At 69.4% G+C, this 21705-nt stretch carries 21 protein-coding genes; 4 read left to right on the top strand and 17 right to left on the bottom strand.

Going from position 1 to position 21705, the window contains the following annotated elements; translation table 11 throughout:
• Positions 1–177 precede the first annotated feature (177 nt).
• On the top strand, positions 178–1722 hold the full coding sequence (locus tag ACYVF6_RS17610) for a cellulose binding domain-containing protein (RefSeq protein WP_460522505.1): 1545 nt from the start codon (positions 178–180) through the stop codon (positions 1720–1722).
• 173 nt (positions 1723–1895) lie between these two features.
• The gene (locus ACYVF6_RS17605) at positions 1896–2627 is read left to right on the top strand and encodes a VIT1/CCC1 transporter family protein (protein WP_460522503.1); all 732 of its coding nucleotides are present in this window, start codon (positions 1896–1898) and stop codon (positions 2625–2627) included.
• Positions 2628–2773: 146 nt separating this feature from the next.
• Here the strand turns inward: ACYVF6_RS17605 and ACYVF6_RS17600 are convergent, their stop codons facing one another.
• The 10 genes from ACYVF6_RS17600 to glmS form a co-directional block, all read right to left on the bottom strand.
• Complete coding sequence (locus ACYVF6_RS17600; RefSeq protein WP_460522501.1) at positions 2774–3703, bottom strand: type II secretion system F family protein; 930 nt, start codon at positions 3701–3703, stop codon at positions 2774–2776.
• Position 3704: 1 nt separating this feature from the next.
• Positions 3705–5363: a VWA domain-containing protein gene (locus ACYVF6_RS17595; protein WP_460522499.1), complete on the bottom strand. Its 1659-nt coding sequence runs from the start codon at positions 5361–5363 to the stop codon at positions 3705–3707.
• Positions 5364–5382: 19 nt separating this feature from the next.
• Positions 5383–6768 carry a CpaF family protein gene (locus ACYVF6_RS17590; protein ID WP_460522497.1) on the bottom strand — a complete coding sequence of 462 codons (1386 nt, stop codon included), beginning with the start codon at positions 6766–6768 and terminating at the stop codon, positions 5383–5385.
• A complete protein-coding gene (locus ACYVF6_RS17585; RefSeq protein WP_460522495.1) occupies positions 6765–6941 on the bottom strand; it encodes a hypothetical protein in 177 nt (58 codons plus the stop codon). Before ACYVF6_RS17585 ends, ACYVF6_RS17590 begins: the two co-directional genes overlap by 4 nt.
• Positions 6938–8128 (bottom strand): AAA family ATPase, encoded by a 1191-nt coding sequence (locus ACYVF6_RS17580; protein WP_460522493.1) that lies wholly within the window; start codon positions 8126–8128, stop codon positions 6938–6940. The genes ACYVF6_RS17585 and ACYVF6_RS17580 overlap by 4 nt, the downstream gene beginning before the upstream one ends.
• Positions 8125–8964, bottom strand: coding sequence for a Flp pilus assembly protein CpaB (cpaB, locus tag ACYVF6_RS17575; protein WP_460522491.1), 840 nt, complete (start codon positions 8962–8964; stop codon positions 8125–8127). The genes ACYVF6_RS17580 and cpaB overlap by 4 nt, the downstream gene beginning before the upstream one ends.
• 37 nt (positions 8965–9001) lie before the next feature.
• On the bottom strand, positions 9002–10084 hold the full coding sequence (locus ACYVF6_RS17570; protein ID WP_460522489.1) for a pilus assembly protein TadG-related protein: 1083 nt from the start codon (positions 10082–10084) through the stop codon (positions 9002–9004).
• Complete coding sequence (locus ACYVF6_RS17565) at positions 10072–10470, bottom strand: TadE/TadG family type IV pilus assembly protein (RefSeq protein ID WP_460522487.1); 399 nt, start codon at positions 10468–10470, stop codon at positions 10072–10074. Before ACYVF6_RS17565 ends, ACYVF6_RS17570 begins: the two co-directional genes overlap by 13 nt.
• Before the next feature lie 82 nt (positions 10471–10552).
• Positions 10553–10744: a Flp family type IVb pilin gene (locus ACYVF6_RS17560; protein ID WP_460522485.1), complete on the bottom strand. Its 192-nt coding sequence runs from the start codon at positions 10742–10744 to the stop codon at positions 10553–10555.
• A gap of 356 nt (positions 10745–11100) precedes the next feature.
• A complete protein-coding gene (gene glmS / locus ACYVF6_RS17555; RefSeq protein WP_460522483.1) occupies positions 11101–12963 on the bottom strand; it encodes a glutamine--fructose-6-phosphate aminotransferase in 1863 nt (620 codons plus the stop codon).
• 143 nt (positions 12964–13106) lie between these two features.
• On the opposite strand from glmS, the gene coaA reads away from it, so the two are divergent.
• A complete protein-coding gene (gene coaA, locus ACYVF6_RS17550) occupies positions 13107–14114 on the top strand; it encodes a type I pantothenate kinase (protein WP_460522481.1) in 1008 nt (335 codons plus the stop codon).
• 156 nt (positions 14115–14270) lie between these two features.
• Positions 14271–14561 (top strand): hypothetical protein, encoded by a 291-nt coding sequence (locus tag ACYVF6_RS17545; protein ID WP_460522479.1) that lies wholly within the window; start codon positions 14271–14273, stop codon positions 14559–14561.
• Positions 14562–14566: 5 nt separating this feature from the next.
• On the opposite strand, the gene ACYVF6_RS17540 is transcribed toward ACYVF6_RS17545, so the two are convergent.
• From ACYVF6_RS17540 to rpsI, 7 genes are all read right to left on the bottom strand, one after another.
• Positions 14567–15571 carry a GNAT family N-acetyltransferase gene (locus tag ACYVF6_RS17540; protein WP_460522477.1) on the bottom strand — a complete coding sequence of 335 codons (1005 nt, stop codon included), beginning with the start codon at positions 15569–15571 and terminating at the stop codon, positions 14567–14569.
• Between the two features lie 37 nt (positions 15572–15608).
• A complete protein-coding gene (locus ACYVF6_RS17535; RefSeq protein ID WP_460522475.1) occupies positions 15609–16622 on the bottom strand; it encodes a GNAT family N-acetyltransferase in 1014 nt (337 codons plus the stop codon).
• Positions 16615–17622 (bottom strand): GNAT family N-acetyltransferase, encoded by a 1008-nt coding sequence (locus ACYVF6_RS17530; RefSeq protein ID WP_460522473.1) that lies wholly within the window; start codon positions 17620–17622, stop codon positions 16615–16617. The genes ACYVF6_RS17535 and ACYVF6_RS17530 overlap by 8 nt, the downstream gene beginning before the upstream one ends.
• 9 nt (positions 17623–17631) lie before the next feature.
• The gene (locus ACYVF6_RS17525; RefSeq protein WP_460522471.1) at positions 17632–18636 is read right to left on the bottom strand and encodes a GNAT family N-acetyltransferase; all 1005 of its coding nucleotides are present in this window, start codon (positions 18634–18636) and stop codon (positions 17632–17634) included.
• Between the two features lie 2 nt (positions 18637–18638).
• Positions 18639–19658 (bottom strand): GNAT family N-acetyltransferase, encoded by a 1020-nt coding sequence (locus ACYVF6_RS17520; RefSeq protein ID WP_460522469.1) that lies wholly within the window; start codon positions 19656–19658, stop codon positions 18639–18641.
• Between the two features lie 68 nt (positions 19659–19726).
• The gene (gene glmM, locus ACYVF6_RS17515; RefSeq protein ID WP_460522467.1) at positions 19727–21073 is read right to left on the bottom strand and encodes a phosphoglucosamine mutase; all 1347 of its coding nucleotides are present in this window, start codon (positions 21071–21073) and stop codon (positions 19727–19729) included.
• A 102-nt stretch (positions 21074–21175) separates the two neighbouring features.
• Positions 21176–21625, bottom strand: coding sequence for a 30S ribosomal protein S9 (gene rpsI / locus ACYVF6_RS17510; protein WP_460523097.1), 450 nt, complete (start codon positions 21623–21625; stop codon positions 21176–21178).
• Positions 21626–21705 lie beyond the last annotated feature (80 nt).

The raw sequence follows: 21705 nt of genomic DNA, 5'->3' as shown, positions 1-21705 counted from the left end.
CTCGACAGCCCCCGCCATGGGCAAAGGGTGACAGTCGCTTGACGGCGAGCGAGCGGGGCAGTACATTCCCGACCAACAAACAAGAAGGTTTCCTTTCAGTACTGCGACCCCACCCGCAATCCGCGGAGTCAGCGTTGTATGTCCGCACTGGCCCTGCACTGGCGCCAAGGAGCCTGAATGAGACGACTGATCACCCTCGGCAGCGCGGCCCTGCTCGTCGTCGCCGGGGTGTTGTTCCAGGCCAGCCCAGCGGCTGCCGCCACCGCCAGTTTCACCAAGACGTCATCCTGGTCCAGCGGCTACGAAGCCAGGTACACGATCGTCAACAACACTTCCAGCACGATCAACTCCTGGCAGGTTGCCTTCGACCTGCCGAGCGGTACGGCCGTCACCTCGCTCTGGGACGGCAGCTACACCCGCTCCGGCACCCACTACGTCGTCAACAGCACCTGGAACGGCACCCTCGGCCCGAACGCCACCGCCGCGTTCGGGTTCGTTGCCTCCGGCGGCGGCGATCCGACGAACTGCACGGTCAACGGAGCGGCGTGTACAGGCGGCGGCGGTACGCCAGGCGCCCCCAGCGCCCCCGGCAGCCCGACGGTCACCGCCACGGCCAACAACTCGATCTCGCTGTCGTGGTCGGCGTCCAGCGGCACCGTCACCGGATACCGCGTCTACGAAGGCTCGACCGTACGCGCCACCGGCTCGGCCACCAGCGCGACGATCAGCAACCTCGCGACCTGCTCCAGCCACACCTACACCGTCAAGGCCTACAACTCCGCCGGTGAGTCCGCCGCGACCTCCCCCGTCTCGGCCACCACCAAAGGCTGCGTCCAGCCCGCGGTCAGCGCCGGCGCGCCATACATCTACCTCGGCTGGGGCAACCCCCCGAACGCACCGTCTGTGATGTCGGCGACAGGCGTCAAGACGTTCACGATGGCGTTCGTACTCTCCGGCGGCGGATGCACGCCGGCCTGGGACGGCGCCCGGCCGCTGACCGGTGGCGTCGACGCGCAGGCGATCAGCCAGATCCGCGCGGCCGGCGGCGACGTGATCCCGTCGTTCGGCGGCTGGAGTGGCAACAAGCTCGGCCCGAACTGCTCGTCGCCGCAGGCACTGGCCGGTGCGTACCAGCAGGTGATCAGCGCCTACAACCTGAACGCGATCGACATCGACATCGAGAACACCGACGAGTTCGAGAACGAGGTCGTGCAGGACCGGATCCTCAACGCGCTGAAGATCGTCAAGCAGAACAACCCAGGCATCAAGACGATCGTCACGTTCGGTACGTCGACGACCGGGCCGTCCTTCTGGGGCACGCGGCTGATCAACCAGTCCGCGGCGCTGCAGGCGAACATCGACGTGTTCACGATCATGCCGTTCGACTTCGGCGGCGGCGCGAACATGTACCAGAGCACGGTCAACGCCTCCGAGGGCCTGAAGAACGCGCTGAAGAGCGCCTACGGGTGGAGCGACGACACGGCCTACCGGCACATGGGCATCTCCGGCATGAACGGCCTGTCCGACCAGCAGGAGCTGACCTCCGTACAGACGTGGCAGCAGATCAAGGACTGGGCGCAGGCCCGGCACCTGGCGCGGCTGGCGTTCTGGGCGCTCAACCGGGACCGCGGCTGCGCGGGCGGCGGCGTCCGCTCCGACTGCAGCGGGATCGCGCAGGCGGACTGGGACTTCACCCGGATCACGGCGCAGTTCAGCGGATAGCCGCGTACAAGACCAGCATCGCCGAGTCGCGGCACAGGGGCGAGTCGCGCGGCGGTGGGGGATGGATCGGCAGGCGATCCATCCCCCACCGCAGGCCCCGCTGAGGCAAGGCTTTGCTGCCTGAGGCAAGCCTGAGCGCGAGGTCCGTACTCGCGCTTGTTTACGGTGTCGGCATGGCAGACGCTGACAGTACGGCGGCGCAGCCGCACCCAGGCGAGGAGCACACCGGCAACGGACTCGCCAGCCGGCTGAACTGGCTGCGCGCCGGCGTACTCGGCGCCAACGACGGCATCGTCTCCACCGCCGGCATCGTGATGGGTGTCGCGGGTGCGACGTCCGACCGCGGCGTGATCCTCACGGCCGGCATCGCCGGGTTGATGGCGGGCGCGCTGTCGATGGCGATCGGCGAGTACGTCTCGGTCAGCACCCAGCGCGACACCGAGCGGGCCCTGCTGGCCAAGGAGAAATGGGAGCTGGAGAACCTCCCCCAGGCCGAGCTCAAGGAGCTCGCCGAGATCTACGAGCAGAAGGGCGTCGAGCCCGAGCTCGCCCTCAAGGTCGCCGAGCAGCTGACGGCGAAGGATCCGCTTCGTGCGCACGCGGAAGCCGAGCTCGGCATCAGTCCGGACGGCCTGACCAGCCCGTGGAACGCCGCGATCGCCTCGTTCGTCGCGTTCACGGTCGGCGCGTTGCTGCCGCTGCTCGCGATCGCCCTGCCACCGCAGCCCGCCCGGATCGCGGTCTGCGTGGTGGCGGTGGCGCTCGCGCTCCTCCTCACCGGCGCGATCAGCGCCCGGCTCGGGCAGGCGAACCTACGACGCGCGATCCTGCGCACGGTCGGCGGCGGCCTACTGGCGATGGCGATCACCTACGGCGTGGGCACGCTCATCGGCGTCGGCGTCTGACCGGAGGGCCGTCGAGCAAGGCACCGTTACGACGCCACCTCGCCGCACGCGGCACTCGCGAACCTCGGCGGCAGACCGTCGGCGACGGGCCGTCACCTACGGCGTGGGCACGCTCATCGGCGTCGGCGCGCTCGTGGATGCAGGCCCTAACCTGCGAACATGTGGTAGATCCGGATCGCGGCTGGGCCGACGACGACCACGAAGAGCGCTGGGAAGATGAACAGCAGCACCGGGAACAGGATCTTGATCGGCACCTGCTGCGCCTGCTCCTCCGCACGTTGCCGCCGCTTCAGCCGCATCTCCTTGGCCTGCTCACGAAGGATGTTCGCGATCGGAATGCCGAGGCTGTCGGCCTGCACGATCGCCGAGACGAAGGCGGCCAGGTCGGGCACCGCGTTGCGGTCGCCGAGTGCACGCAGCGCCTCGAGACGGGACGTTCCGAGCTGCATCTCGCGCAGCACCCTGGCGAACTCACGGCCGAGCGGCCCGTCGGTGTTACGCGCGACCTGGCCCAGCGCGCCGTCGAAGCCGAGACCCGACTCCACGCAGACGGTCAGCATGTCGATCGCCTCCGCGAGGGACTTGCGGATCGCGGCCTGGCGTTTCAGCGCGGCGTTGTACAGCAGGAGATCCGGCAGGTAGAAGCCCGCCGCTGCCGCCGCCACCGGTACGAGGATCGCGCCGATCGGTCCGAACCGGGCGCCGTACCGCAGCCCGAGGAAGCCAAGCCCCAACAGGGCAAGGGCCTTGACCCCGAACAGTCGCTCCAGCGTCCAGCGCCCGGGGTTTCCCGCGCGGTCGAGCATCGTACGGATCCGGTCGGCGTACCCCACCGGTGTGAGCAGACGTCCGAGCCCCGCCAGCTTCTGGAACAGGGGGACGAGCACGCGCTCGAAGAACGACGTCGGCAGGACCCGTGGGTCGTGGTCGGGCGAGCCCATCCGTTCGGCCAGGGCAAGCGACCGCTCGACCGCCAGGCGCTTGGCCGAGGCCGGCAGCGCCAGCGCGAGGATCGCCAGCAACAGGCCGAGAAAGAACGTCCCCATGACGAAGTAGAGGATCACACTGCTGCCCATGTCAGGCCTCCACCCGAATGATCTTGCGCATGATGATGACGCCGATGGTCATCGAGACCACAGCACCCGCGACGAGGACGAGACCGATCATGTCGGTGTACAACGTGCGCACGTACGCTCCGCGCACGACGAACAGGAACGCCGCGATGCCGACCGGCAGCGCGGTCAGGATGTAGGCCGACAGCCTGCCTTCGGCGCCGAGCGTACGGACCTGGCGGCGCAGGTAGGCCCGTTCCCGCATGGTCGCGACCGTTGTACGCAAGGTCTCGGCGAGGTTGCCGCCGACCTCGCGCTGGATCCGGATACTCATCACCGTGAGCTGCAGGTCGCGGCTGTCCATCCGAACCGCCGTTCGTTCCAGGGCGTCCTCGAGATCGGCGCCGAGCCGCGCCTCGGCCAGCGCCCGGTTGAACTCCGCCGCGACCGGCTCCGGCCCGCGCTGTGCCACCGAGTCCACCGCCTGGGCGAACGCGAACCCGCTGGCGAGTCCGCTGGCCAGCAACTGCAACGCGTCGGGCAGCCGCTCGTCGAACGCGCGGGCCCTCCGCTTCGCTTTCTGCGTCAGCCAACCATGCCCGGCGAGCACACCGGCCACCAACCCGAGCAGCACGCCGATGAGCACGTGGCCGGTCAGCATCGCGAACACGACGACCAGCGCGATGACCAGCCCGGCCTGTACGAGAAGCCACTCCGCCGGCTGCAGCCCGAGGCCGCCGCGCGACAGCAGCACCGCGAGCCGTCCGCCGATGCCCTTGGACGCCGCCATCCGGGACGCCATCGAAAGCGCCGCCCCCATCACCGGGCTCCGGTCGTACAGCGACGCGTTCTCCCCGGCTCCCCCGCCCGAGCTCGTGCCGTACGACTCGACGATCCGGCGGACCCGCCGATCCTTCCGGCGCAGGCTACTGGCCAGCCAGAACGCCCAAGCCAGCAAGGCGAGAACGCCGACGAAGAACATGATCAGGACCGTCCGCAACGCGCCGGACACCGCCAGGCCTTCGCCGTTGTCCGGCTGCACAGGCTTGGGAGTCGGCTTGACGACCTTCGGCAGCGCGGCCAGCGCCTTCGCCAGCTCGGCCGCGTTCCTCGCCATGACGGCTTTGCCGTGCCCCGCGCCCGCCAGCCGGCGCAAGCCGGCACCGGGTACCTTGGCGGGCCGCATGTCGACCGCGTCGAGCCGGATTCCTGATCGGGCGAGAGTGTTCGCGGTCACCGTCAAGGTAGCCTTGCTCGTCGAGTCGTTCCCGTCGGTGATGACGACGATCCTGCTGGCCCCCGCTCGATCGGCCACACGAACGGCAGCGAGCACCGCGTCATAGAGGCTGGTGCCGCCACGCGGACGCAGGCTCGCCAACGCGGTGTCGACGGCTTGCCGGTCGCGAGTCGGGCGCAGCTCGACCGTGGCCTTCGAGGCGAACGCCACGACACCGACCCGCACGTCGCTCGGCAGCGCCGAAGCGTAGGCGGAAACGGCGGTACGGGCACCCTCCAGTTTCGCGCCCTTCATCGACCCGCTCGTGTCGATGACGAGCACGACACTCCTGGCGGCGTTCGCGTCGCCACCGCCGGTCGTGGTGTCCGCCCGCGCCGGCGAGGCGAACAGCGTCCACACCGACATCAGCAGGCAGGCCAGACCGATCGCGACCTTCTCGCGTCGCATGAGAATCTCCTTATACCGCTCAGGTCTCGAAGGCGAACAGGTTCGGCGGCAGTGCCACGTCGTGTGCGAACAGCTCGTCGACGAAGTGCGGCCGGATACCGGTCGACTTGAGCCGGCCCCGGAACATCCGGTTCTCGTCGACGCCGGCGGCGAAGTCGAACTTGAAGAGGTCCTGCAGCGTGATGATGTCCCCTTCCATGCCGACCACCTCGGTGACGTGGGTGATCCGGCGAGTGCCGTCTCTCAGCCGTTGCGTGTGAACGACGAGGTCCAGCGCGCTGGCGACCTGCTCCCTGATCGCCCGCACCGGCAGGTCGAATCCCGCCATCAGCGTCATCGTTTCCAGCCGGGCGAGCGCGTCGCGTGGACCGTTGGCGTGGACGGTGGTCAGGCTGCCGTCATGGCCGGTGTTCATCGCCTGCAGCATGTCGAGCGCCGCACCGTCGCGTACCTCACCGACGATGATCCGGTCCGGCCGCATCCGCAGGGAGTTGCGCACCAGGTCGCGGATCGCGATCTCGCCACGCCCCTCGATATTGGCCGGCCGGGACTCCAGGCGGAGCACGTGTTCCTGGTGGAACTGCAGCTCCGCCGCGTCCTCGATCGTCACGATCCGCTCGTCACCCGGGACCGAGGACGACAGCACGTTCAGCAACGTCGTCTTGCCAGAGCCCGTGCCGCCACTCACGACGATGTTCAGCCGGCCGCGCACGCAGGCGTCGAGCAGCTCGAACACGGGGCCGGTCATCGTGCCGAATCCGATCAGATCCGTGGCTGTGAAGGGATCCGCGGCGAACTTGCGGATCGTCAGCATCGAACCGTCCAGTGCCACCGGCGGGATGACGGCGTTCACCCGGCTCCCGTCGGGCAGGCGAGCGTCGACCATCGGGCTCGACTCGTCGACCCGCCGGCCCACCCTGGCCACGATCTTGTCGATCGTACGGCGCAGGTGTCGCTCGTCGCCGAACGAAGCGTCGACCTGGTAGAGCCTGCCGCGCCGCTCGACGTAGATCTGTTCTGGACCGTTGACCATCACTTCGGTGATGTCGGTGTCGCGCAGGTACGGCTCGAGCGGGCCGTAGCCCAGGATCTCGTCGGCGATCTCGCGGGCGATGCCCGACCGCTCGTGCGGGCTGAGCTGGCTGTCCTGCTGGTTCAGCACGTCGTGCAACGTGCTTCGCACTGCCCGCTCGAGCTCGGTCTGGTCGGTCTCCCCGTCGTACAGCTTCGGGCCGAGCGTCTCCAGCAAAGCGTCGTGTACGCGTGCCTTGAGCTCGGCGAACCGGTTGATGCCGGCACGTGGCGGGCGGCGCTGCTCGACCCTCGGGGTGAGCCCGGTGGCCGCCGGCTCCACCGTCGCAGCCGACTCCCGGTGATTGCCGTTCAGGCGATCGGCGAGGCTCATGTGTGCTTCACCTGCTTCCGCACGTTCCGGCCGGAACGCCGCCGGCCCTTGCCCTGCTCGGTTTCGTCAGCCGCGAAGTAGTCCTCGGCGAACCGTCGCAGGGCAGGGCTCACCGGCACGGGTGCCGTCGTCGCGTCGAGCGGCCCGCGAGCGTGTCGATTCCGGTGACTCATGCCGCCACCGCCTTCCGCCGGCGCAGCACACCCGCGAGGCGCCCACCGTCTTCCTGGTGCCCGCGGGACGGCCCGAACTGCGCCTCGACGAAGTGCCGGAACGCCTTGCTGACCGGATGTTTCGGCGTGACGAGCGAGAGGATCTCACCCCGGTTGATCGCCGCCGGCACGGCCCGGCTGGACGGGATCTGCGCGGCGATCGTGGTCTTGGCGAGTTGCTCCACGTCGTCGCCCGTGACACCCACGTTGGAGTCGGCCCGGTTGAGCACGACCTTGCGTACGTGGTCCGGAACGCCGAGCAGCCGGATCATGTCGATCGCGAGCCGCAGGTTCTTCACCGCCGGGATGTCAGGCGTCGTCACGAGCAGCAGCAGGTCGGTACGGTCGATCGCCGCGAGCACCTGGTCGGTGAACGACGGCGGCGTATCCACGACGACGAACTCGTACATCGAGGTGAACGCGCGCAGGACGTCGCCGACGAGCGCCGGTGAGATGTGGTCGGCCTGGCTCGGCTCGGTCGGTGCCAGCAACGCGTCCAGGCCGGGACTGTGGTTCACCACGAGCCCACGCAGGGCCGCGTCGTCGAGCTGCTCGCCCAGTTGCTGGGCTTCGACGATGGTACGAACAGGCTGCAGCTGCAGGGCGATCGCGAGATCGCCGAACTGCAGGTCGAGGTCCACCAGGCAGACCTTGCGGCGGCCGCCGTCGGCGAGCTGTGCCGCGAGGTTGGTGGCGACTGTCGTCTTGCCCGAGCCGCCCTTGCCCGAGAACACCGTCACGACCCGGCCGCGGCGCGCCTGGCCCGCGCTGTCCGTACTCGCCGCTCGCGACAGCTGGTGGGAGACCTCGTGCGAACGGGCGCAGGCCGCGGCCAGTCCGGGCGCGTCATCGGCCTGGACGACCTCCCGCACACCCGCGCGCAACGCCCGGACCAGCAGGTCGGCCACCACCCGGTGCCTGATCAGGATCACGCCGAGGACCGGGCGCAGCACCCGCTCCTCTTCGGCGAACTCCAGGGCGGTCTCCACCTCGACGCTTGGTCCGATCACGACGAGTTGGTCGTCCGGCCGGTCGGTCATGATCCTGGTGAGCGCCGGCAGGGAGCCCGCGATGGCCACATCGTCGTCTCCGATGGTGAAGGCCAGGCTTTCCGCGGTGGCGCGGTGGGGTTCGAGCAGGATGGTCATTGTGCGCCTCCGTACGTGAACAGGTCGCGCGTACGGACGCCCGGACCGTTGGTTACCTTCGAGCCGTCGCCGAGCAGCGCGAGCCACGGCTTGCCGCTCTGCGCGACGGTGATGAGGCGCTCGGCCTCCGCCTGGGTCAGTGCGAGTGTGACGAGCATGCTCGTCTGCGCCGCACCAGCCGCGGACTTCGTGAGGCCACCGCTCTGCTTGCTGTCCTTGTCCTTGGTGTCGCCCTGTGTCGCCTGCGCCGTGGTCTGGCCGATCGCGAGCACAGTGGCCTTGGCAACGACGACCCTGGTGGTGTGGACGTCCGCCTTGTCGGAGCCGAGGTTCTCGCCGGTGGGGTTGTTGCCCTTGCGGTCCTTGCCCTCCCAGATGGTGAACGTGTCGAACACCGCGACCTCGGCACCGGGCTGTACCAGACCTGCCACCCGGGCGGGGTCCTCGAGCTTCACGCTGACAGCGATCTTGCCCTTCGGGATCACCAGTCCGGTCCTGTTCACCGCCTCGGGGGCGGCGAAGACGGACTTCATGACCAGCGATCCAGCGGGGATCTGCACCGAGGCCACCAGCTTCTCCACGTCGCTTCCGATCGTGGTGAGCGCTCCGACCGGTACGGTGCGCCGGGCCAGTTGCTCGGTCTTGATCAGGCCGCCGGCACGTGCGGCTTCCGCGCTGGTGCCGACGGGGACGGTCTTCGCGGCGACGTACGCCTCGACGACCTCCTGGCCGCGCAGGGCTCGAGCGTCGGCACTCTTGGCGTAGAGGCCGACACCGGCGGTGCCGGCAGCAGCCAGTATGACCGCGATCGCGGTGAACAGGATGCGTCGCAACATCGTTCTGATCCCTCTTGTTTCTGGGCTTTCCGGGGTGTCAGCCGGACAGGGCTACGGCGGAGACACCCATGGACGGGCCGCCGAGGCTGATCGGGTTGGGCATGAGTGTGGAGGTGAAGAAGCCGGACAGGCAGTTGACCGATCCGCCGGCGCTGCAGGTCTTGTTGGTGAGCCAGGACTTCTTCGAAACGCTGGGGAACTTGTATCCCGTGACGACGAACGCGGCCCAGCCCTGCAAGCTGTACGTGCCGTTGCTGCCGTTGCCGGTCTGGCCGTTGTAGACGGGCACGTAGACGATCGCGTGCTGGGTCCAGGCGTTGAGCAGCTGTGCCTGGCAGGCGTCGGAGGACGAGGTTCCCGGATCAGCGTCGTAGGTCCCACCGGCGCTCACCGTGGCGCTGCAGTCCTTGTCGGTATCGCTCAGCCAGCCGAACCCACCGGGCAGGTCCCAGCCGGACGCGCCTCCCCCGCAGTCGGAGGTGTTGTGCGCTGCTCCGGAGTGGAATGCCAGGACGCGCTCGGCAGCCAGCAGCTGCGAGGAGTACGGCGAGGTGTACGGCGGCGGAGGCGCGTACGTCGTGCCGTCGCTCGTCGCCTGGTTCCACTCGCAGAGCGAGATGGTCAGCGCCAGCGATGTGGCAGTCTGCACACTCCCCCACCCGGCCCGGGCGCAAGCGCCGACGGTGGTGTCGTTTCCCCCGAAGAACGAACTGATCACCGAGCCGCTGCCGTTCAGCGTCGCGGTGCGCACCTGGACGTACGGACCGGTGAGGCCGCCGGACGGCTCCAGGCAGTTGGTGAGCTCTGTGCCGCTGGCCGCTCCGCAGCCGGGCAGGCCCGGAGCGTCGCCGCAGACCTCGGTGACGGCTGCCAACTCGTCGTTGGCGTTGCCGTTGGCGTACGGCTCGGCGTACGACGGATCGCAGGTCGAGGTGACCGCACAGGACTGGGCGACGGCGAGCGCGGCAGCGTCGGCGCCGTTCTGCAGCTGGCGGCGTTCGACGTACAGCTGGCCCACGTCGATCGTGATCAGGCCGGCAGAGAGCACGACGAACGCCAGGAAGACCGCCGTGACGGTCGCCACGGCGCCCCTCTCGTTGGTGCGGGTCAGCCGCCGCATCGCATGTCTCCCTTGCCGGTGAGAGTCTTCGTCTCGCCGAAGCCGATGAGCGCCGGCAACGGCGTGAGGAACGTGTAGGGATAGGTGACCTGGACCTGGCCGGCGCCGCCCGGGCTGCAGGCCTGGGTGATCGACACGGCCAGCAGGCCCGCAGGCAGTGGTTCGCCGGCCAGCTTGGCGCGCGATTCCACGTCGCCCGCGGACTGGCCGAGAGCCAGGGCACGGACGCCCTCGCGGGCCGAGGCGGTAACCGCCTGCTGTGCGTTGAAGGCGAGCGCGAAGTCGATGAAGCCGAACAGGAGGATGAGCAACGGCAGCAGGACGATGGCGAACTCGACCATCGCGGCACCGCGCTCAGAACGCCCAAGGCGGGCTCGTAGCGTCATCAAGGCTCCCGATTTCAGGTCCGACATGATGGGGCCGGCGTGATCATCCCCCCCTGGGGCTGACCACGCCGGCCACCGCGTCTCAGGGAGCGGCCGGCAGCGCGTCGCTGACGGTCTGGAAGAGCGCGTCCAGCTGGCCGCCGAGCACGCCAACCGTGATGATGATCGCGACCGCGATCAGGCCGACCATGATGCCGTACTCGACGGCGGTCGCGCCCTTCTCACGGGAGAGGGTGAGCAGCCGGGCGTAGACCTTGCTGTAGAGGTTGATCATGATGGGTTCGTCCTCGCAGGTGTCGTGTGTGTTCGTGGAGCACCCGAAGCGGTTCGGGCTTGCGAGGATGAGTCAACCGTTGATTGCTGCTGTGGCGCAGCGGTCAATAGGTCTGTAACCGGGTCCCTAACGGTCCGAGTGGACGGGACGAACGGGAGGCCGAAAAAGGTTCGGAAGGCCCGGCGAATTCACGTAACCCAAAAGGGCGCTTTTCGTCCACGGGCTCCCTGACGGAGAATTCGTCCGCGTGGTTACACCATACACCATTGGCCAAAACGAGTTACATACAAGCAAGAATTGACGGAAACGAGTGCCGCCCCAGGATCGCTCCCGGGGCGGCAACAGGCTGGATCTGATCATTCAACGGTGACGGACTTCGCGAGGTTCCTCGGCTGGTCGACGTCGTTGCCGCGGGCCATCGCCAGCTCGCAGGCGAAGATCTGCAGCGGAACGGTGGCCACCAGCGGCTGCATCAGCGGGGGCACGACCGGCAGCCGGATCAGGGTGTCGCTCCACTGCTCTACGGCATCGTCGCCCTCCTCGGCCAGCACGATCGTACGGGCGCCGCGGGCGCGGATCTCCTGGATGTTGCTGACGATCTTGTCGTGCAGCAGCGGCTCCGAGCGGCTCGGCACCACGACGACCACCGGCAGCTGGTCCTCGATCAGCGCGATCGGGCCGTGCTTCAGCTCACCGGCCGCGAACGCCTCGGCATGCATGTAGGCCAGCTCCTTGAGCTTCAGCGCACCCTCGAGCGCCACGGGGTAGCCCACGTGGCGTCCGATGAACAACACCGACTTGCAGCCGGCGAGCTCCTGCGCCAGCGACCGGATCGCCGGCATCGTCTCCAGGGCCTGCTCGACCGCCTCCGGCATCCGCGCCAGCTGGTCGACCTCGGCCCGCAGCGCGTCGCCGGACTTGGAGAGGTCGCCGCGTACCTGCGCGAGGTAGAGCGCGATGAGGTAGCACGCCACGACCTGTGTGAGGAACGTCTTGGTCGCCGCGACCCCGACCTCGGGCCCGGCGTGGGTGTACAGAGCGGCGTCGGACTCGCGTGGGATCGTGGAGCCGTTGGTGTTGCAGATCGCCAGCACCCGGGCGCGCTGCTCGCGCGCGTGGCGTACGGCCATCAACGTGTCCATCGTCTCGCCGGACTGGCTGATCGCGACGACCAGCGTCGACGGCGACAGGATCGGGTCGCGGTAGCGGAACTCCGACGACAGCTCGACCTCGCACGGGATCCGCGTCCAGTGCTCGATGGCGTACTTCGCGGTCATGCCGGCGTAGAACGCGGTGCCGCAGGCCACGATGACGATCTTGTCGATCATCCGCAGCTCGGCGACGGACAGCCGCATCTCGTCCAGCGACAGCTCGCCCTCGGCGGTGAGCCGGCCGAGGAGCGTGTCGGCGACCGCGTGCGGCTGCTCGGCGATCTCCTTCAGCATGAAGTAGTCGTGGCCGCCCTTCTCGGCGGCGGAGATGTCCCAGTCGACGTGGTATTCGCGGGTAGGCGCGGGCGCGCCGGCGTAGTCGGTGACCGTCACGCCGTCGGGCGTGATGGCGACCACCTGGTCCTCGCCCAGCTCGACGGCCTCGCGGGTGTGTGCGATGAACGCGGCGACGTCGGACGCCAGGAAGTTCTGCCCCTCGCCGCGGCCCACGACCAGCGGCGAGCTGCGCCGCGCGCCGACGATCAGATCGGGCTGCTCGGCATGGATCGCGACCAGCGTGAACGCGCCCTCGAGCCGCTGGCAGACCCGGCGCATCGCCTCGGCCAGGTCGCGGCCGGCGCCGGCATAGGTGTCCTCGAGCAGGTGCGCGACGACCTCGGTGTCGGTCTGGGAGCGCAGCACGTGGCCGGCGGCTTCGAGCTCGGCGCGCAGCGCGGCGAAGTTCTCGATGATGCCGTTGTGGATGACGGCGAGACGCTGCTCGCAGTCGGCGTGGGGGTGGGCGTTGTCGTCGTTGGGCACGCCGTGGGTCGCCCAGCGCGTGTGGCCCATCGCGGCGTGGCCGCCGGGCAGCGCGTGCTCTGACAGCGCCTTCTCGAGGTTGCCGAGCTTGCCCGCCCGCTTCTGGATCGCTACGCCGTCACCCTCTGGTACGGCGATCCCGGCGGAGTCGTAACCCCGATACTCCAGCCGGCGGAGGCCCTCGACAACGATGTCGACGGCGCCTGTCTTACGACGGGCGCCTACGTAACCGACGATTCCACACATGCGGCTCACCCTAACCACACTTGGTGAACAGTGGGCAACTTGCTGGTCCCAAGCGCGGCCTGGCCGGCCCTGGGTCCGCCATGACCGTAGCTGGTCGGAGGCGGTGCGCTGGTCAGCAGGGGCGGAGAAGGAGAATTGACCGTATGTCGAACAGCCGGCAAGGCCACCCGGGCACGCCCGTGACGTCCCAGTCGACGCCGTACGTCGAACTCGACCGCCCGGTCTGGGCGCGGTTGGCCGCCCAGACGCCGCAGCCGCTCACCGCCGGTGAGGTCGAGACGCTGCGAGGACTCGGCGACTTCATCGACCTGGACGAGGTGCGCGAGGTCTACCTGCCGCTCACGCGGCTGCTGAACCTCTACGTACGCGCCAGCCGAGGGCTGCATCGCGCGACGCAGACGTTCCTGTCGGGGCTGGACGGTGGAGGTGCCGGGCGGGAGGACCTGTCGCCGCGTACGCCGTTCGTGATCGGCATCGCGGGCTCGGTCGCGGTGGGCAAGAGCACGGTCGCGCGGCTGCTGCGCGAGCTGCTGGCCCGCTGGCCCGACCACCCGCGCGTCGAGCTCGTCACGACCGACGGCTTCCTGCTGCCGAACGCCGAGCTCGAGCGGCGCGGAATCATGCAGCGCAAGGGCTTTCCGGAGTCGTACGACCAGCGCGCGCTGCTGCGGTTCGTGGTCGCGGTGAAGTCAGGCGTGCCGGTGGTGAGCGCCCCGGTCTACTCCCACCTCCACTACGACATCGTTCCCGACGAGCGGCTCGAGGTGCACTCGCCGGACATCCTGCTGGTGGAAGGCCTGAACGTCCTCCAACCGGCCCGGATCCGTACGGACGGGCGGCGAGGCCTGGCGGTGTCGGACTTCTTCGACTTCTCGATCTACCTGGACGCGCCGGAACCGACCGTACGGCAGTGGTACGTCACGCGGTTCCTGGCGCTGCGGGAGACGGCGTTCCGTAACCCTGCCTCGTACTTCCGCCGCTACGCCGACCTCAGCCACGACGACGCGGTCAAACGCGCGGAGGAGATCTGGGACACCATCAACGGCATCAACCTCCGCGAAAACATCCTCCCGACGCGAGGGCGCGCCACCCTCGTCCTGCACAAGGCCCTCGACCACGCGGTGAGCCGGGTGCGGCTGCGCAAGGTCTGACCACGCAGCGTCCACGGGGACGCTTGCTGTGTAATCGATGTCAGGTCTACTGTTTTGCCTGGAATCGGCCAGAGCCAGCCATCGACCGTCTGGACGATCACGGGGATGTGGGGCATAGATGTAGCCGGGGTGCCTGCCGAGGACTCGAGCGGATGTGTGCGTGCGACCGCTGATCCGGCCGGCAGGGTTGTCGAGATCGAGATCTCCACGGGCGAAGTGGCCAACGCCACCGATCCCGATCCGCTGGCCCGCTCCGCCAAGCCGTCGGACCGAAGCTGCGGCTACGCATGGCGGGCTGGCTCCGAGACGACGGCTCAGGTGATTGCCGCGCAGTCGGTCGACACGGTTTCGATCGTCTACCAGAAGCGCGACTCCGACCCGGCGACGGCCGGTGGCTCGGCCGTCGAGCTTGCGGATGGGGTGTTGGCCAGGTTGGCGGCGCCGTAAGCCGCCTAGGGGAGGTTGCCCTGCCACAGTTGCTCGATCTCGATGATCTCGAAGCCCACATCGACGTTGATCTTCACCATCGCGGCGTTCTGCTCGGCGTTGGATGTGAGCACCGACCGCAGGTCGCCGTGGGCGGCTTGCAGCGTGCGCAGGTTCGCCACCTTCAGCGCCAGCCCCAGCCGGTGGCCGCGATGCGCACGCAGCACCAGCGTGTCGTACTGCAACGCCGGATTCTGCGAGTCCTGCACGCCGATCACCGTGTGCCCGGCAAGCGAGCCGTCGGGCGCCACCGCGACCGTGACGAAGCGCGACTCGCCGCTGGCGGCCGACCTCTCCTCGGTCTCCCGCAGCCGGGCGGCGTCCCACTTCTCCTCTTCCATCTCGAGGTCGCCCTGCGGCTGCTCGACGGACAGCAGGCCCTTGAGCTTCGCGTACTCCTCGACGTACTCCTGCGGGCACGCGCCGACCCAGGTCAGCAGCTGGTACCCCGCCAGCCGTTCGGCGGCCCTGGCCTCCAGCAGGTCGAGCCGATCCCGCGGCACCGGCAGCCGCAGCCGGCGCCGGATCAACGTGTTGCGGGCCGTCAATCCACGCTTGCGCAGGAACGACACGCCCGGTGCCGTCTCGAGATCCTCCGGCGCGACCTCCAGCTGGCACACCAGGCTGGTACGCCCTTCGGCCCGCGCCCGCTCGAGCGTGTGGTCGTACAAGGCGGCCCCGATGCCCCGCCGGCGCCACCCGGGAGCGACGCCGATCGCGAAGAAGGCCATCTGCGGGTTGTCGAGCAACGGCAGCTGGATCCCGCCGCCCCCTGCCGGCTGGTCGTCGTAGAGCGCCAGCCAGACCTCGGTCCGGGACGCCGAGCTCGGCGTCAACATCAGCCGCAGGTCGTCGCGGGCCGGGAGGAACGGCTCCGGGCGGCCGAACGTCAGCGCCTCCCGGTAGACGTCGTACCAGGTGCGAAACGTCTCCTCGTCGGCCAGATCGACCGGAACTACGCGAATCACCATGGCGTGGCCCTCCCCTGTAACCGCAGGTCCTCCCACCCTAGAGGTCGCGCTGGTAGGCCTCCACCCGCTCGATGATCTCGAAGCCCAGTTGGACGTTGACCTTGATCATCGGAGCGTTCTGCTCGGCGTTCTCGGTGTCGATCCGATTCACGCCGGGCCGGGAAGCCAGCAGCGCACGCAGGTTGGCGAGCTTCATCGCCAACCCGAGCCGGTGCCCGCGATGCGTCGAAAGGACAAGGGTTCCGCCCTGTTCGGCCCGGTCCGGCGCCGCCGGGTGGAAGTAGAGCCGAGTGTGCCCGGCCAACTCACCAGACGGTGCGATCGCGGCCGAGACGTACACCGTGCGGCCCTGCGCCATGGTCCGGCGCTCGTGCTCGCGCTGCCGCTCGGCGTCCCAGTGCTCCTCCTCCACGGTCAGCGAACCGCTCGGAACCTCCGTGGCCATCAGTGCCCGCAGGTTGGCGTACTGCCCGACGTACTCCTCCGGGCACGTGTCGACCCACGACACGACGCGATAGCCGTCGGCGCGCTCGGCGGCGTACGCCTCCAGCTCCTCCTGCCGCCCGGGCGCCAGCGGAACCCGAGCCTGGCGGCGGATCTCGGTGTTCCGCAACGTGAATCCGTGCCGCACCGCGAAGCGCGCGCTCGGGTCGTCCGAGGCCGAGGCGCCGGCAGGCACCCGCACCCTGGCGAACCATCGGTCCCGCCCCACGGCCGTCGCCAGCTCACCGACGTGCCCGAACAACGCCGTTCCGGCGCCGCGCCGACGGTGGTCCGGCGGCACACCGACGAAGACGTACGCCGTCCGCTTGTTGTCCTGCTGCGGCAGGACGAGCGACGCCGCCCCCACGCACTCGCCATCCCGGAACGCGGCGTACGCCTCGAATCGCTCGTGTGCGCTCGGGTTTCCGACCGCCTGCGCCATCTGCTCGTACGTCACGACCTCCGGATCGGTCCGGCCCGCGGACAGCGCGAGGTCCGCTGCGTCGAACCACGCACGGAACTCCTCCGGCCGGTCCGGATGCACCTGCCGAACGTCGAAGTCACTCATCGGTCAGCTCCCCCTGCCATCTCTCCACGCGTTCCACCACGACGAAGCCCAACTGGGCATTGACCGCCACCATCGGCGCGTTCTGCTCGGCGTTCAACGTCTCGATCTGCCGCACCCGCGGCTCGGCGGCCAGTACCTCGCGTTGGTTCGCCAGCTTCATCGCCAGCCCCAGCCGATGACCGCGATGTCCTTTGACGACAAGGGTTCCGCTCTGCTGCACCTGCGGGGACGCTGTGCTGAACAGGTGGGTGAAGCCGGCCAGCCCACCATCCGGCGCCACGGCAACGGTGACGTACGTCGTCCGGCCACGGTCCGCTCGCCGCCGCTCGTTCTCGCGCTGCCGGGCGGCGTCCCAACCGACGACCCTACGGGGCAATGGTCCGGGCGGAGCCTCGGTGGCCATCAGCCCTTGCAGCTCAGCGAACTGCTCGACGTACTCCTCCGGGCAGGCACCCACCCACGACACCAGCTGGTAGCCGACGGAACGCATCGCCGCGTACGCCTCGAGCTCGGCCAGCCGCCCAGGCGGCAGCGGAACCTCGAGTATCCGGCGGATATCGGTGTGCCGCAAGGTGAATCCGTACCGCCGCGCGAACCGTGGCCCAGGTGTGCCGGCCTCGCCGGAAGGGGGCACGTAGACGGTCGTGATCAGGCCCGGCCATCCCCCTGCCCTGGCATCGGCCCGGACCCGCTCCAGCAACGCCGTGCCGACACCACCGCTTCGATACTCCGGCAGCACGGCGAGCAGAAAACCCGCAGGGTCTGGTTTCTCGCGCAGGGACGCGCGGAACTCGGCCGCGCCGGCGCAAACGCCGTCGACGAACGCGCCGACCGCCTCGACGCGTTCGTCCTCTCCGGATTGCGCGTGCAGCCGCGACGCCTCCTCGAAAGCAGGGAAGGGCACCGCCGGATCCCGTCCGGCGGTGCTCGCCGCACGAAAGGTCTCGAACCAGGCCCTGAACTCCGTGGCCTTGTTCGGATCCACCGTACGTACGTCCATGGTCACCCCCTAGACGTTCCCCTGCCACTCCTGCAGTCGCTCGACGATCTCGAAGCCGAGCTCGACGTTGACCGCGACCATCGGGCCGTTCTGCTCGGCGTTCCAGGTCGTGATCCGCTCGATCTCCGGATGCTCGGCCTGCAGCGCGCGCAGGTTGGCGACCTTCAGCGCGAGCCCGAGCCGATGCCCGCGGTGCTCCGGCAGGACGAGCGTGTCCCATTGGTACGCGCGCCCAGGCTCGGCTGACGGCACGACGGCCTGCGTGTGCGCCGCGACGCTGCCGTCAGCCGCCAGCGCCACAGCTGTGTAAGCCGTCCGGCCCTGCGCGACCAGCTCCGCCTCGCCCTCGCGCAGCCGCTCGACGTCCCACTGCTCGGCCTCGTAGTCGAGCGCGCCGATGGGCGCCTCTGTCATCAGCAGGCCCTTCAGCTGGGCGTACTGCGAGGCGTACTCGTCCGGGCAGGCACCCGTCCACAGCACCAGGCGGTAGTCGCCGGCCCGCTCGGCGGCCTTGGCCGCCAGCTTGTCCAGGTGATCCGTGGCGACCGGCATCGCCAGCTGCCGCCGGATCTCGTTGTTGCGGCAGGTAAATCCGCGCTTGGTGGCGAACGCGACAGCCACGCTCTCGTCAGCCTCGGGCGGCAGGAACAGCTCGGTCAGCAGGCTGGTCCGCCCATCCTCGGAGGCGAGCCGCACCAGGTGGTCGTAGAGCGCAGTGCCGACGCCCTGCCGCCGAAACCGCGGCGCGACCGCGAGGGCGAACATCGCGAGCTGGAGGTTCTCCTTCAACGGCAACTCGAGCTCCAGACCACCCGCAGGCGACCCGTCGACGTACGCGACGAAGAACGTCCGTCGCTGCGACGACGTGGGCCGGCCGTACGAGACCAGCGCCTCCTGAACGGTCCACAGCGGAGGGTCGATCCGGCCGGCGCCGGCTCCCTCCAGGTACGCGGTGAAGCCCGCCCGGAACGTCGCCTCGTCGGCCGGGTCGATGGCTCGGATCTCGATCGTCATGCTCACAGGCTCCCCTGCCAATCCTGGGCGTATTCGATGATCTCGAAGCCGAGGTCGAGGTTGACCGCGACCATCGGCCCGTTCTGCTCGGCGTTCCAGGTGTCCATCCGGCCCGCCTCGGGGTGGGCGGCCTGCAGCGCGCGCACGTTGGCGACCTTCACCGCGAGCCCCAGCCGGTGACCTCGGTGCTCCGGCACCACGAGCGTGTCCCACTGGAACGCGCGGTCGGCATCACCGCCCCGGACACCCGCCTGCGTGTGCGCGGCCAGCGCGCCATCCGGCGCGACGGCGACCGTGGTGTAGACCACGCGCCCCTGCTCGCGAGACCGTGCCTCGCCCTCGCGCAGCCGCTGGACGTCCCACTTCTCCTGCTCGAACTCCACGTCGCCGAGCGGTGCGTCAGTGCTCAGCCTGCCCTTGAGTGCGGCGTACTGCTCGGCGTACTCCTCCGGGCACGCGCCAGTCCAGGACTGGATGCGATAGTCGCCCGACCTCTCGGCCGCCTTCGCGGCCAGTGCGTCGAGCTTGTCCGCGGGGATCGGCAGCTTCAGCTGGCGGCGGATCTCGGTGTTGCGGTGCGTCAGCCCCTGCTTGCTGAGGAACGCCGCAGCCGGAGCGGACTGCTCGTTGCCGGGCGCGATGTCGACCTCGGCGTAGACGCTCGTCCGGCCGTTGGCCTTGGCCAGCTCCCGGAGATAGCCGAACATGGCCGAACCGACGCCCTGCCGGCGGAACTCCGGCGGCACCGCGAAGTCGCACTGGGCCAGCGTGGTGTTGTCCTGCTGCGGGAACACCACATCGCCCGCGCCGACAGGCGTGCCGTCCTCGGCGTAGGCGATGTAGAGCTCCAGCTTGCGGAAGGTTCCCGGTTGGCGGAGCTGAACGCGTACCTCGTCGAGGGTCCAGGTCGTCGGATCGATCCGATCCGCCTCGGAGCCCCTGGAGAACGTCGCGTGGTAGGTCTGGAGCGCCGCTTCGTCATCCGGCGCTACGGGCACAACCCGGTAGTGAGATCGCTGCACGTCCGGGAGCATGTCATGCCGACGGCGGCCGGCACCAGGCGTTTTCGGGCCGTGTCGAGAACGGGCGGTCAGAGCGCGAGCGAAGTCTCCACGACCTTCGCCAGGTCGGACGCCAGCGCCTGCGCCTGCTCCGACGTCGGTGCCTCGACCATCACGCGTACGACCGGCTCGGTTCCCGACGGCCGCAGCAGCACCCGCCCGGACTGGCCCAGCGCGGCCTTGACGTCGGCGACGGCTGCCTGAACCGCTTCGTCGGAGTCGGCCTTGCCCTTGTCGACACCACGCACGTTGACCATGACCTGCGGCAGCCGCTGCATCACCGCCGCCAACTCGGCCAGCGGGCGGCTGGTGGCCGCCATCCGGGCCAGCATGTGCACGGCGGCGAGTACGCCGTCGCCGGTGGTGGCGTGGTCGAGCAGGATGACGTGCCCGGACTGCTCGCCGCCCAGGCCGAAGCCCTTGGCGCGCATCGTCTCCAGGACGTAGCGGTCGCCGACCCGGGTCTGCTCGACGCGGATTCCTTCGCGCTGCATCGCCAGCGTGAGCCCGAGGTTGCTGAGCACCGTGGCGACGAGTGTGTCGTGCGGCAGCCGGCCGGCCTCGCGCATGGCCAGCGCGAGGATCGCGAGGATCTGGTCGCCGTCGACGAGGTTGCCTCGTCCGTCGACAGCCAGGCAACGGTCGGCGTCGCCGTCGTGGGCGACACCGGCGTCGGCACCGTGCTCCAGGACCGCGGAGACCAGGGAGTCGACGTGGGTGGAGCCGCAGTTTTCGTTGATGTTGAGCCCGTTGGGATCGGCGTGCAGCGCGATCACCTCGGCGCCCAGCCGGCGCAGCGTCTCCGGAGCGGCGCGGTAGGCCGCGCCGTTGGCGCAGTCGACCACGACCTTCAGGCCATCGAGACGGTGCGGGGCGCTGTCGACGAGATGCGAGACGTACGCCTCGAAACCGGCACCGTCGTCGCGGACGCGGCCCACGCCTGCACCGGTCGGACGCTGCCACGGCTCGCGCAGGCGGGCCTCGATCGCGTCTTCGATGGCGTCGTCGAGCTTGTGCCCGCCACGCGAGAAGAACTTGATGCCGTTGTCGGGCATGGGGTTGTGGCTCGCCGACAGCATGACGCCGAGGTCGGCGCCGAGCTCACCGGTGAGGAACGCGACGGCGGGTGTGGGCAGGATGCCGAGACGTACGACGTCGACGCCCGCGGAAGCCAGACCGGCGACCACAGCCGCTTCGAGGAACTCGCCCGACGCCCGCGGGTCCCGTCCGACCACAGCGAGCGGACGGTGACCAGCGAACACGCCGCGCTCGCCGAGCACGTGCGCGGCGGCGACCGAAAGGTCGAGCGCGAGTTCAGCGGTGACATCGCCATTGGCGAGGCCACGTACGCCGTCGGTGCCGAAAAGCCGGCCCACCGACTTTCGGGGGGTGTGGGGGGTCGTCCCCCCACTGTCACGACGGGATGGATCTGGGCTCGTGCTGTTGGCGAGCACAGGGGTGCCCATCCAGCCCGCGCCCTACCGCTTGGAGTACTGGGGAGCCTTGCGGGCCTTCTTCAGGCCGGCCTTGCGGCGCTCCTTGGCCCGCGGGTCGCGGGTCAGGAAGCCCGCGCGCTTCAGCGGCGGACGGTTGAGCTCGCTGTCGACGTCGTTCAGCGCACGCGCGATGCCGAGGCGCAGCGCGCCGGCCTGGCCGGTCACACCGCCACCGTCGATCCGGGCGACGACGTCGTAAGAACCGTCGAGCTCGAGGATCGCGAACGGCTCGTTGACGTGCTGCTGGTGCACCTTGTTGGGGAAGTACTCGTCGAGGCTGCGGCCGTTGACCTTCCACTGCCCGGTGCCCGGGGTGATCCGGACGCGCGCGACCGCTTCCTTGCGCCGGCCGGTGGCGGCGGCGGGAGCGATGGCGGCACGGCGCTGCGGAGCAGTCGTCGGGGTCGGCGTGCTCTCGGAGCTGTAGGCGATGCCCGTCTCCGGGTCAGCCTTTACTTCCTCGACGTCCGGCTCGGGGGCTGTGGTGGGCTCGGTCACCGATTTCCTTCTTT

The sequence above is a fragment of the Flindersiella endophytica genome, from assembly GCF_054779015.1.
This window is presented reverse-complemented; position numbering and strand designations above follow the sequence as displayed.